Genomic DNA, 12,024 nt, shown 5'->3' with positions numbered 1-12,024 from the left:
ATGAAATAAAATTTAAAATCATTAATGTTCGTGATTAGGAGAGTGAACCATGGAAGTATTTGATTATAATGACATTCAATTGATTCCCAATAAGTGTATCGTGAACTCCCGGAGTGAGTGCGATACGACGGTCGAGTTTGGGGGCCGGCAGTTTAAGCTCCCCGTTGTTCCCGCTAACATGCAAACGGTAATTAATGAAGACTTGGCCGTTTCGTTAGCGCAAAACGGTTACTTCTACGTGATGCACCGCTTCCAACCAGAAGCACGTCATGACTTTGTGAAGCGGATGCACGACCGGGGATTATTTGCTTCCATTAGTGTGGGAGTAAAGCCCGGTGAGTACGACTTTATTACCAGTTTAGCTGCGGACCACTTAGAACCAGAGTACATTACAATCGACATTGCCCATGGTTACTCTGATTCCGTCATCAAGATGATTAAGTTCATTAAAGAACAACTACCAACTTCGTTTGTGATTGCCGGAAACGTCGGGACTCCAGAAGGGGTGCGGGCGTTAGAAAATGCTGGTGCCGATGCTACCAAAGTGGGAGTGGGACCCGGAAAAGCCTGCATCACGAAAGTTAAAACTGGTTTTGGAACGGGTGGTTGGCAATTAGCTGCCATCCGGTACTGTGCTAAAGCAGCCCGCAAACCAATTGTGGCCGATGGTGGAATTCGGACCGATGGTGACATTGCCAAGTCAATTCGCTTTGGTGCCACGATGTGTATGATTGGTTCGCTGTTTGCCGGTCACTTAGAATCACCTGGGAAAGAAGTTGAGGAAGGTGGTCAGAAGTACAAGGAATACTTCGGTTCTGCTTCCGAATACCAAAAGGGCGCTTATCATAACGTCGAAGGCAAAAAGCTACTGGTTCCCTACAAGGGCAGTATCTATGACACATTGCAAGAAATGAAGGAAGACTTGCAGTCATCGATTTCCTACGCGGGTGGCCGCGATTTGCAGGCGTTACAGACGGTTGACTATGTGATTGTGAAGGATACGATTTATAACGGGGACTAATGATTAGTCTTTGTTTCATGTGAAACAAAAAGCAGAACTGGCCTAACGGCAGTTCTGCTTTTTAGCTGAATTTGCAATTTCTCCCCTTTTTTTGTATTTTGGAAAGGAAGAGGAGAATTCATACAATGAAAAAATCATTAATTTACGTCTTATTTTCAACCGTTCTATTTAGTTTGATGGAAATTGCGTTAAAGTCCGCCGGAAATCAGTTTAATCCGATTCAACTGAACTTGATTCGGTTCACGCTCGGGGGACTAGTAATTCTCCCGTTTGCCTTTTCCCATTTAAAAAAACAACAACGTCGGATTCATTGGTCGGATTGGAAGGTCTTTGGACTAACTGGCTTTCTGTGTGTGGTCATTTCGATGACGCTGTACCAATTGGCGATTGAATACGGAGAACCGGCAATTGTCGCCGTCCTGTTCAGTTGTAATCCGGTGTTTGCGTTAATCTTTGCCTATCTGATTTTGCACGAGCAGGTTTCACGTGCCGATGTAATTTCGCTAGTGCTGTCTGTGATTGGGTTACTGGTAATCGTTAATCCGTTTAAACTGACGGATCCGCTGGGAATTTTCTTTGCGATTCTCGCAGCCGCCACGTTTGGTTTTTACAGCATCATGTCGCAGGCCTCATCCCTGCGGGTACAACTTGACGGAGTGGTAATGACTGGTTTTACCTTCATTGCCGGAGCGATTGAACTGCTAGGATTGATCTTAATCACCAAGATTCCGCCTGTGGCTACCAGAATGCGTTCCATCGGCTGGTTAAAACCGTTTGCGGACATTCCAATTTTGACCAACGTTAACCTGCCAAACCTTTGGATCTTACTGTTCGTCGGGGTGGCCGTAACCGGTGGGGGCTTTGCCTTTTACTTTCTCGCCCTCCAAGAAGGTGGTGTCACGATGGCCTCATTGGTGTTCTTCTTTAAACCAGTGCTATCGCCAATCTTTGCGTTTTTCCTAATTGGGGAACACATCAGTCTATCGACTATGATTGGAGTAGCCATCATCATTGTCAGTTCGCTAATTACTTTATACGGTTATCGCATTGATGCGAAAGCCAACCAATAAAAAAAGCGTCTTCCATTGAAAAAATGGGAGACGCTTTTTGCTTACACCTGAAATAAGGCGTAGATGATGGTTGAAAGCACTACGGCGAACGTGATGGCAATGTCATTGCGAATCGTCAACACAAAGGTTTTTTGTTTACTCTGCACCTGCCAGAAGCGGCGGGTGTTTTTAATTACCAACGGAATCGTCAGTAATACCAGAATCGTCGACCACGGTAACCAACCGAGACAGATGGAGATGAAGGTGCACAGATAGCCAATGACGTAGTTTATGGCGTAAAAGCGCAGCGTTCCCTCTTTGCCGAGATAGCTAACGCTGGTAAACCGGTGGAACTTGACGTCTTCATCATAGTCACAGAGGTTGTTGGCTAGACTAATATTGGTAATTGCACAGACGGCAATGCCGGCGACTAGAATCATTTTACCAGCAATGCTCCAACTAAATTGCCTAGGTTGGATGTTAATCAAGACGGCTGCTAACGAAATGATGTAACCCATGATGATTCCCGAAGCTACGTCGCCCAGTGGTCCATTTTGAATGGGATGAGGTCCGCCACTATAGAGGTAACCGATGGCGGCCCCGGTGAGACCGAGTAGTAAAATGACGGGACTGGTTCGTAGAACCAACCACAAAGCGAGTAACGCTCCCACTAAGGTGAGTCCGTAGATTGCTAGCTTGAGATTCCGTGCCTCAGTCGCGTTCTTTACCTTCGAAAAGATGCCATCCTCTTCTTGGGTCAGATGATATTTTAATGCATTTTTGTAGTCTTTGTAGGTATCAAAGAGGTTGACGATAATCTGCATGAGACAGGTAATTAAAAAGAAAATCACACTGTTTACAGCATTTACCGTTTGGTACTGAAAGAGGGCGAATAATAACCCCAGACAAAACGGGAGTACCGATGCGATTAACGAGTGCAGGCGGGTAATTTTTGCAATTTGCTGCCAACTTTTCATTAGTAGTTTCTCCTTTATTCAATTAATTTAACACGAAACGGGTTGCTCTCATTGTAACCCCATCGGTTAAATGGTGATGGTTAAAAATGAGCATAAAAAAAGAACGACCATCATAGTCGTTCTTGGGATGGGCAGTCAGGGGATCGAACCCTGGACCCACGGATTAAGAGTCCGTTGCTCTGCCAGCTGAGCTAACTGCCCAAATCAAAAGTACATGTATTATATTAGCATGGACCCTACCAACGCGCAACCTTTTTTTGCAAAAAAATGACCAGATCAGGGGGGAAGCTAGAGTGGAGGCAACAGGAATGGGTTGGAGGTGTGATATACTAATCATGATTGAGCGTTTGTGTAAGTCTTAATCAATTCCTGATTTAAATCGCAAAATTAACGATAGGAGCATTGAAAAAGATGGCAAAAATACTAGTCGTTGATGACGAAAAACCCATTACAGACATTGAAAAATTTAGTTTAGAAAAAGAAGGTTACGAGGTCATCGTTGCTTATGATGGAGAGGAGGCCCTAGCTAAGGTCGAAGATGACCATCCCGATTTGGTCATCCTTGATTTAATGTTGCCGAAGATGGACGGTTTGGAAGTAGCCAAAGAAATTCGCAAGACCCACGACATGCCGATTATTATGGTGACTGCTAAGGATTCTGAGTTAGATAAAGTGCTTGGACTGGAAATCGGAGCCGATGACTATGTTACGAAGCCGTTTTCTAACCGGGAATTAGTGGCCCGGGTGAAGGCTAATTTACGGCGGCAGTCCGTAGCCAATGAAGCAGCGGGACCAACGGATAACGAACAACATGACATTACGATTGGAAATCTCACGATTCATCCGGATTCGTATTCCGTAACCAAGGATGGAGCCCCGGTTGATTTAACTCATCGCGAGTTTGAACTAATTCACTACCTCGCTCAACACAGCGGGCAGGTGATGACCCGGGAACACCTCCTCCAAACTGTGTGGGGCTATGATTACTTTGGGGACGTGCGGACCGTAGACGTGACGGTTCGGCGGCTACGGGAAAAGATTGAAGACGATCCTAGTCACCCCCAGTGGTTGGTTACTCGACGTGGGGTTGGTTATTATGTGCGTGATAATCCAGAAGCTAAGTAACCCAACGAATGAGACTGAAGGAGCAACAGCATGGCCCTAAAATGGAAGTTTTTTAAATCCATTCACTTTAAAATTGCGTTAGTCTTCGTGTTAATGATGCTGTTAACGCTCGAAACCGTGGGGGCCGTTTTTGTGCGGCAGTTGGAGTATCAAAACCTCAATACGTTTAAGGAATCAATTCAACTCAAGCCGTACATCAATACGTCATTAAAGAAGCAGTTGGCAAATCGGAATCAAATCAAGGCGAACAAGCAGATTCAAACGATTTTACAAGATGCGGACGTTAGCAATAACGCCGAAGTGACGGTCGTAGATGCCCGGGGGAACATCCGGGGAACCAATCAAAGCAACGAACAATCGCTGGTCGGTCAAAAGAACACCGACGGCGACATTAAGACGGCGTTATACAGTAGTAAAACGATTGAAAAAACGACCTCCAGTAACAATAACCGGTACTACATTCAGGTAACGCCGCTAATTAACAGTGCGAAAAACCAGAATAACATCGAGGGAGTTGTGTACATTCGGGCTAATTTAAGTCAGGTGTACCGTAACATTAACAACATCACGATTATTTATTTGTTTGCGGCCGTTCTGTCGATTATCCTGGGACTCTTACTGACACTAATCATTTCGCGCACGATTACCAAGCCGATTGATGAATTGAAGCGCCAGACCGAACAGATTGCGCGGGGCGATTATTCAGGGCACGTGCAGGTATATGGTAACGATGAGCTGGGTCAACTAGCGCATGCCGTTAACAATTTGTCGGTGCAGGTGGAAGAATCCCAAGAATCTACGGAGTCGGAGCGGCGCCGGCTGGATTCGGTGCTAGATAACATGACAGATGGCGTGGTAGCCACCGATCGCCGGGGACTGGTTACGATTGTGAATGATGAAGCGATTGAGTTGCTGGGAACCTCAAAACAAGCGGTCGTAGGGCAACCAATCCTCAAGGTCTTGAAGTTAGAGGATCAATATAACCTGCGGGATTTGATTGAAGATCCTGGGCAAGTTTACCTCGATTTTTCAACGTCCGAACGCCGCTTGATTTTATCAGCCCATTTCTCATTGATCCAACGGAAATCTGGGTTTATCAATGGATTAGTGTGCGTGTTCCATGACGTTACAGCGCAACAAAAAATTGATGAAGACCGGCGCCAGTTTGTATCCAACGTGTCGCATGAGTTACGGACGCCGTTAACGAGTGTACATTCATATCTAGAAGCCTTGACTGACGGCGCCTGGAAGGATCCAGAATTAGCGCCTAAATTCTTACACGTTACCCAGGATGAAACGGACCGGATGATTCGGATGATTAACGACCTTTTAACTTTGTCACGAATGGATTCGGGAACGCAGAAGTATGATAGTGAATTAGTTAACATCAATAAGATTTTTAACTACATCCTAGATCGTTTCGATATGATTGTGAAAAATGATGAAAAGAAGCACTATCGGATCAAGCGGGAGTTCACCAAACAGGATTTATGGGCAGAAATTGATCCCGATCGCTTTACGCAGGTGATTGATAACATTATGAACAACGCGGTGAAGTATTCTCCAGACGGGGGCGTGATTACCTGTCGGTTGTACGAAGATCATAACCGCGTAGTCCTGAGCATTAGTGACCAAGGACTGGGAATGCCACAGAGTGCTTTGAAACACATCTTTGATCGGTTCTACCGGGTAGACAAAGCGCGGTCGCGGGCCCAAGGAGGAAGTGGACTTGGTCTGGCCATTTCGAAGGAAATCATCGAATCATTTGGTGGTTCCATCCGGGTCGAAAGTACGGAAGGCCGCGGTTCCACCTTCTATATCTCACTTCCATATGAATCAATTGAGGAGGACCTTTGGGATGATGGAGAAGCTTAAACGCTATTTTTTACCACTTTCACTAACATTGGCCGTACTGATTAGCGTGGTTTTGTCGGTTTCGTTACTGACTAATCCGGCGCGGTTTAGTAGTAAGACACATCAAAACCGGTCGGTGGCGTTGCATAATGATACTAACGTCCGCCCGCTGCAGGACGTTTATTCGCCCCTGCGAGTGATTAAAACGGATGATCATCAACACCAAAAGATGCTGACTTCTCCCACCACCAACATTGTGGGGACACTAATAAAACAGCTCCGCCGAACAGAAATGAATGACTTAAAGCGAGTTAGCACGAACAAGAAGCAACGCTACTTTGATGTTTTAAATCAACCCAACTCGCTGACTTTGAATTACAATGATAGCATGTCGGCTCCGATTCTCGGACAGGTTTTAAAGCAAACGGATCTCTTTTCCAAGCGACAACAATTTCAGCGCATCGTGGTGCCGTTAGATGATAAAGGTAAGATCTACTTTTTAAACGACCAGAACTACCAAATCTATGAAGCCGGCATTAAGAACTTAAACTTAAAGCAGCTGCACCGGACGATAACCCACGAGGTCGTGAGCAACCAGGTCGAGATTCGGTCCTTAAATAACAAGCCGTTTCTCTACTTTCCACATGAGATTAAGCTCAAGGATTATGGATACATGTTGCAAGAACAGTCCCAGTCGACCTATTTAAGTCGGATTATTGGGAATAGTACGGATACAACTGTGAAACACCATCAGGGTGATACCATTTACTCGTCGGCCAATCAGGATCTAACCTTTACGAGCAATGACGACGTGACCTACAACAACTTTCGTCCCCAAAAGACTGTAAAGACGGAAGATGATGCGCTCCGAGTGGCTTACAAAAATGCAGTCCAACTCGGAGTGCCACTAGGCTCTTCCCAGTTTGATACTTACCAAAAGCAGAATAAGATGGTGGTGTACCGATCCTTTATTGATGGATTCCCAATTTTTGGGGATCAGCAGCTCGGTAATTATACGTATCAATTTATTAATGGGACGACCGAACGTTACCAATTCTCGCTGCGCGACTTTCAAATTCCGGTTCCAACTGAGGAACAACAAACGACTTTGCCAAGTAGTAAAGAATTGCTCACGGAACTAATCAAGGACAACGTAGACACTAAAAAGATTAGTAACATCCAAATTGGCTATCAAATCGTGCCAAACGATGAGCATAAATTGCTTATCTTGTTGCGACCGAGTTGGTTCGTGAAGTATAACAACCAGTGGTTGAACTATCAGGACCTAGAGCAAGGTAATTTTGACAAAGCACGAAAGGAGAACTTCTAATGAATTTTAAACGAATTCAAGGAATCTTCTTAATCGCTTTTATTGTGATTGACGTGTTTTTGTTCATGATGACTAAGAATAGCAAGGTGCAAGATGACAGCGAGAACGCTGGGAGTGTAAATAGCGCGATTGTCCGTGATATGAAACGCGATAACATCAAGTTTGGGAAACTTAGTAACAAAAAGGAGACCGGTTATTATCTATCGGCAGAACCGCAGGATCAGTTTGAGACGCGGTTAGGTGAGCTGAAGAATCAAAATGCGCGTAGTGAAAATAACGCGATTGTGAGCGACTTTAAGTCCACCGTAAAGGTTAATCCCGATCATCCAGAACGGACTTTGAACCGGTTGATGAAAAAGAAGGGATTCGTGCTGGATGCGGATCAGTACCGCTATGATCGTGACCTTTCGAGCGCCACCAAGGTGGTTTATTCACAGCAGGGTCAACAAGGTCCTTTCTTCTCTTCCAACGCCCAAATCACCTTTAGCGTGGCTGATCAGCAGGTGGTCGGTTATACCCAACGGGAGCTGACCAACGTGAAGATTCTGCACGAAAAGAATGACTTGATTACAGAAGAACGGGCCATCATCAGCTTGTACCAGTACAATGAGTTGCCCAATAATACTAAAATTCTCTGGACGAAGCTCGCATATACACGGTTCTTAGAGCTAAACGGGAAGGAAGTTTACATTCCGACTTGGGTCGTTGCCATTAATAGCAAGTCAAATTCAAAGGTGCAAATTAAACGGATTAACGCCTTTAACGGGGCCTCTGTTAGCACGGAAAAAGTGCAGGAACAACAGAATGGAAAAGCAAAAGTAGAAAGTGTGGGAAATTAATGAGTGCGGATGATTTTAAAATTAGCGTGTTGTCGAGTGGGAGTGGCGGTAATTGTACCTACATCGAAACGCCCCAGCATAAAATTATCCAAGATGCCGGTTTATCCGGAATCCGAATTAAACGGTTGATGGAGGGGATTGGCAAGGATTTAACTGATGTTGATACCATGCTGGTCACTCACGAACACACGGATCATGCCAAGGGAGTGGGGATTCTTGCCCGTAAGTACGGGATGAATGTTTACGCGAACGAAGAAACCTGGCACGCCATGGATGGTAAAATTGGCAAGATTCCGGTGGAACAGAAATACGTGTTTGATCCGGATACCACCGAACTGTGGGGCGATTTGGACGTTGAGAGTTTTACGGTGGCTCATGATGCGGCTCACGCCCAGTTCTATAACTATCATCACAATGGAAAAAGCTTTGTAATTATTACTGATACCGGTTCGGTTTCTGATCACGTGGCGGGGTTAATTCGCAATGCCGACGCTTATCTCTTTGAATGTAACTATGATCCCGAGATGTTAATGAACGGGGATTATTCTTATTCCACGAAACTCCGGATTAATAGCTCGACCGGTCACTTATCCAATCAGGATAGTACGGAAATTTTGATGGATGTGATGGGTTTAAATACCAAACGAATCTTTTTAGCCCACCGGAGCCACCACAATAACACCAAAGCGCTGGCCCGTTTGACAGTGGCATCAATCATGAAAAATAACGGACTTGGGGTGGGTCACGACTTTCAATTGTTCGATACGGATGTTGAAAAAGCATCCCCGCTAATAACTCTCTAGTCTAATTAGGCACGACAGCAGTGATTGCGCCGTGCTTTTTTATTTGTCTAAAAAAGGTGAGTGGTGGGCACTGGTCCCAGCGGTTGGGATAAAAAATGATATGGTAGAGGGGACCTAATTAAGCGTCACTTTCAGATAAAACCGAACAAAAAAAGTTTCACGCTCTGAAAGTTTTGGAAAAATTTAGGTTGCAGGAGAGCAGTTTGATTTTTGGTGGATAACTTTGTGGATAAAATCAGTGGATAAAAAGAAAAACAAGTAATGATGGCAACGAGAGCTCGTTCATAAGTTGTTTGAAGTTATCCACAAGTGTTGTTAATAACTTTGCGGAACATTTTTATTTGATTTTAAAATGCCTTAATATAAACGTTTCACAGCTATTTTTCCTGGGTTAACGAACAGATGTTGCTGTTAAGAATGTGGATAACTAAAAAAGTGGTTGACAAAATTCCGGAAATCACAGGTGGAGATAAACTAGGAAAAAGAGCATAAAAGTTATTTTTCTGTGGATAACTTTGTGGATAAACTGTTGAAAGGATGATAGTTATGAACATTAAACTAGTGGTAGTGGGAAAATTAAAGGAAAAATACTTTGCAGCTGCTATTGCGGAGTATCGCAAACGCCTCTCTCGTTTTTGTAAATTTTCGCTAGTCGAGGTTCGTGACGAAAAAGCCCCGGAATCTCTAAGTCTGGCTGAAATGGAACAGGTGATGGCCAAAGAAGGGGAACGAATCTTGGACAAGGTGAGCGATCGTGAATACGTGTTTGCCTTAGCAATTAACGGACAACAGCTGACCTCGGAAGAATTCGCGCAACAAATCAAGGACTTAACCACCTACGGACATTCAGATTTAACCTTTATCATTGGAGGATCGCTGGGATTAGCCCCAGCCGTTTTGCAACGCGCTGACGCGAAATTATCATTTGGGAAATTCACTTTGCCGCACCAGTTAATGCGGGTAGTACTCTGTGAGCAAATTTACCGGGCTTTTATGATTAATAGCAATAGTCCGTACCATAAATAAGGAAAGAAGGAATCGTAATGCGTAGAATCAAGCCACAGATTAAGGTGAAATGGTGGTGGCTTCTGGTGGTTTTAATCGTCGGAATGGTAGCCATCTTAATCACTCACTACGACGCACCGTTATACAGCCAGACTGTGGCCGAGGTTCAGCAGGTGAAGAACGGACCGCGGATGAAGACCACGGATGAATTTCGGAATCAGGATTACCAGCAAAACCAGTCGGTCACCCTGAAAATTTTGAACGGAACAAAGCGCGGGCAAACGCTAAAAATTCAAAATCAATTTTCTGGTTCTAATGCCACTGATCAGGAATACCATCCGGGACAACAGGTCTTTTTGCACCTGAGTGGTCGAACGAACCACCATACTTCCAGTCTGATTAACGGATTTAAGCGCGATACAGTCGTGGTGTTTTTAATTTGGCTCACAATCAGTCTGTTATTACTGATTCTTAAGTTCCGCGGGTCAATGGCGCTGTTGAGCCTAGTTGTTAACGCGTTGCTGTTCTTCATTGTGGTGGAGCTGGACGTCCGGACGGATTGGAATCCCTTCGTACTGTTTGCGGGATTGGCCGTGGTCTTTACGGTCATCACAGCGTTACTGATTTTTGGTCGTTCTAAAGAAACGGTGGTTGCTATCATTGCCACGATTTTGGGAACCGCTGCGGCGATCTTCATTGCCTGGCTGGTTTTAAGCCTAACCCACCAGCGTGGAATGAAGTTTGAAATGATGGATTACGTGACCCAGCAACGACTACCGCTGTTCTTTGCCGGCAGCATGATTGGTTCGTTGGGAGCCATCATGGATTTGTCCGCAGACATCACATCGAGCGTCTTTGCCGTGTACCGCGAGAAGCCGACGATGCGGTTTGCAGAATTATTTGAGAATGCCAGAAAGATTGGTCGTTCCATTATGGGTCCGTTGATTAACGTGCTCTTTTTGATCTTTGTGGCTAGTACCTTCCCCATGATGATTCTGTTCTTAAAGAACGGAAATAGTTGGGGATACTCGTATTCCATGATTATGTCGTTAGGGATTGTCCAGAGTCTGATTAGTGGAATTGGAATTGCGCTCACCGTCCCGATTACGGGGGTCTTAGCTGGCGGAATTTGTGAAATGAAGGTGTTCAAATGAGTACAATTAGTGTTTTAGTCCTGGTATTACTGGGAGCAATGCTGCTGGCTGGTGGACGTCAAGGACTGGTTTCGTTTCTGGGACTGCTATTTAACTTTGCGGTTGTGTTTCTCTCCGTGGTTTTAATTTCCTGGGGCATTCCGTATCTGGTGGTGACGCTTTGTAACGCTGTCATCATCTTGGTGGTTTCAATTTACTTTGGGAACCAACAGGGCCGCAACGCTGACATTGCATTTGTCACTTCTTTAATCGTGGTGGGTTTAGTTATTTTGCTGATTATTCCTGTAGAACACTGGGCGCAGGTCCAAGGATTTGGTGTAGAAAATACGGAAGACTTAGAAGGAATGTCGTTACAACTCGGGGTTCGCTTTTTAGATGTTTCCTGTGCCATGACGATTTTAAGTTGTTTGGGAGCCGTGGCGGAAGCAGCAGTGGCGGTGGCCACCGGATTAGTGGAGCTAGAAGATCACGACGCTAACATTAGTGACCAGCAGTTAAAACGAACTGGGATGCGAGTCGGCCAAGAAATCGTGGGGACGGCCTTTAACACCCTCTTTTTCGGCTTTTATGGCGAACTAATTGGCCTGTTCATCTGGTTTGCCCGGTTGCACTACACCTTTGGGATGGTACTTAATGATAAAATTTTTGTGTCCGAGTTTATCATGACGATTATTTCAGCGATTGGAGTCATCCTCACGATTCCCGTCACCATTGGTTTGGTGCTCCATCAAAAACACCGTAAATTGCAAAAAAATTAGCCAGTTAAAAGTAGCTGGCTTTTTTTACATAATAACCAAAAAAATGTTTTTTATTCTTGAAAGCGGTTTCAAGTGGTGCTAAGATTAAGACATGAAATGGAGGTAAAGA

General features: G+C 44.8%; 11 protein-coding genes and 1 tRNA gene. 10 read left to right on the top strand and 2 right to left on the bottom strand.

Annotated features, from left to right (window positions below; translation table 11 throughout):
• The first annotated feature begins 49 nt into the window (after nucleotides 1-49).
• Both M3M38_RS04365 and M3M38_RS04360 read left to right on the top strand, forming a co-directional pair.
• Entirely contained in the window at nucleotides 50-1,021 is a 972-nt protein-coding gene (locus M3M38_RS04365) for a GMP reductase (protein ID WP_252766542.1), read from the top strand.
• Between the two features lie 125 nt (nucleotides 1,022-1,146).
• Complete coding sequence (locus M3M38_RS04360) at nucleotides 1,147-2,091, top strand: DMT family transporter (protein ID WP_252813680.1); 945 nt, start codon at nucleotides 1,147-1,149, stop codon at nucleotides 2,089-2,091.
• A gap of 41 nt (nucleotides 2,092-2,132) precedes the next feature.
• Here M3M38_RS04360 and M3M38_RS04355 read toward each other — a convergent pair whose 3' ends face one another.
• Together M3M38_RS04355 and M3M38_RS04350 are read right to left on the bottom strand one after the other, a co-directional pair.
• Nucleotides 2,133-3,047 carry a prenyltransferase gene (locus tag M3M38_RS04355; protein WP_252813679.1) on the bottom strand — a complete coding sequence of 305 codons (915 nt, stop codon included), beginning with the start codon at nucleotides 3,045-3,047 and terminating at the stop codon, nucleotides 2,133-2,135.
• 128 nt (nucleotides 3,048-3,175) lie between these two features.
• A tRNA-Lys gene (locus M3M38_RS04350) sits at nucleotides 3,176-3,248 on the bottom strand.
• A gap of 210 nt (nucleotides 3,249-3,458) precedes the next feature.
• On the opposite strand from M3M38_RS04350, the gene yycF reads away from it, so the two are divergent.
• From yycF to M3M38_RS04310, 8 genes are all read left to right on the top strand, one after another.
• Nucleotides 3,459-4,172 (top strand): response regulator YycF, encoded by a 714-nt coding sequence (yycF, locus tag M3M38_RS04345; protein ID WP_252766539.1) that lies wholly within the window; start codon nucleotides 3,459-3,461, stop codon nucleotides 4,170-4,172.
• 30 nt (nucleotides 4,173-4,202) lie between these two features.
• A complete protein-coding gene (gene walK, locus M3M38_RS04340; RefSeq protein ID WP_252813678.1) occupies nucleotides 4,203-6,047 on the top strand; it encodes a cell wall metabolism sensor histidine kinase WalK in 1,845 nt (614 codons plus the stop codon).
• The gene (locus M3M38_RS04335; protein WP_252813677.1) at nucleotides 6,031-7,356 is read left to right on the top strand and encodes a YycH family regulatory protein; all 1,326 of its coding nucleotides are present in this window, start codon (nucleotides 6,031-6,033) and stop codon (nucleotides 7,354-7,356) included. Before walK ends, M3M38_RS04335 begins: the two co-directional genes overlap by 17 nt.
• Nucleotides 7,356-8,195 (top strand): two-component system regulatory protein YycI, encoded by an 840-nt coding sequence (locus tag M3M38_RS04330; RefSeq protein WP_252813676.1) that lies wholly within the window; start codon nucleotides 7,356-7,358, stop codon nucleotides 8,193-8,195. The genes M3M38_RS04335 and M3M38_RS04330 overlap by 1 nt, the downstream gene beginning before the upstream one ends.
• A complete protein-coding gene (locus M3M38_RS04325) occupies nucleotides 8,195-8,998 on the top strand; it encodes an MBL fold metallo-hydrolase (RefSeq protein WP_252813675.1) in 804 nt (267 codons plus the stop codon). The genes M3M38_RS04330 and M3M38_RS04325 overlap by 1 nt, the downstream gene beginning before the upstream one ends.
• 546 nt (nucleotides 8,999-9,544) lie before the next feature.
• A complete protein-coding gene (rlmH, locus tag M3M38_RS04320) occupies nucleotides 9,545-10,024 on the top strand; it encodes a 23S rRNA (pseudouridine(1915)-N(3))-methyltransferase RlmH (RefSeq protein ID WP_252813674.1) in 480 nt (159 codons plus the stop codon).
• Nucleotides 10,025-10,041: 17 nt separating this feature from the next.
• On the top strand, nucleotides 10,042-11,157 hold the full coding sequence (locus tag M3M38_RS04315; protein WP_252813673.1) for a YibE/F family protein: 1,116 nt from the start codon (nucleotides 10,042-10,044) through the stop codon (nucleotides 11,155-11,157).
• Nucleotides 11,154-11,915 carry a YibE/F family protein gene (locus tag M3M38_RS04310; RefSeq protein WP_252766532.1) on the top strand — a complete coding sequence of 254 codons (762 nt, stop codon included), beginning with the start codon at nucleotides 11,154-11,156 and terminating at the stop codon, nucleotides 11,913-11,915. Before M3M38_RS04315 ends, M3M38_RS04310 begins: the two co-directional genes overlap by 4 nt.
• Nucleotides 11,916-12,024 lie beyond the last annotated feature (109 nt).

The organism is Fructilactobacillus cliffordii (assembly GCF_024029355.1).
In the GTDB taxonomy this organism is placed as follows: Bacteria; Bacillota; Bacilli; order Lactobacillales; family Lactobacillaceae; genus Fructilactobacillus; species Fructilactobacillus cliffordii.
Note: the sequence above shows the minus strand (reverse complement) of the source record. Positions and strands in the feature narration are given on the sequence as shown.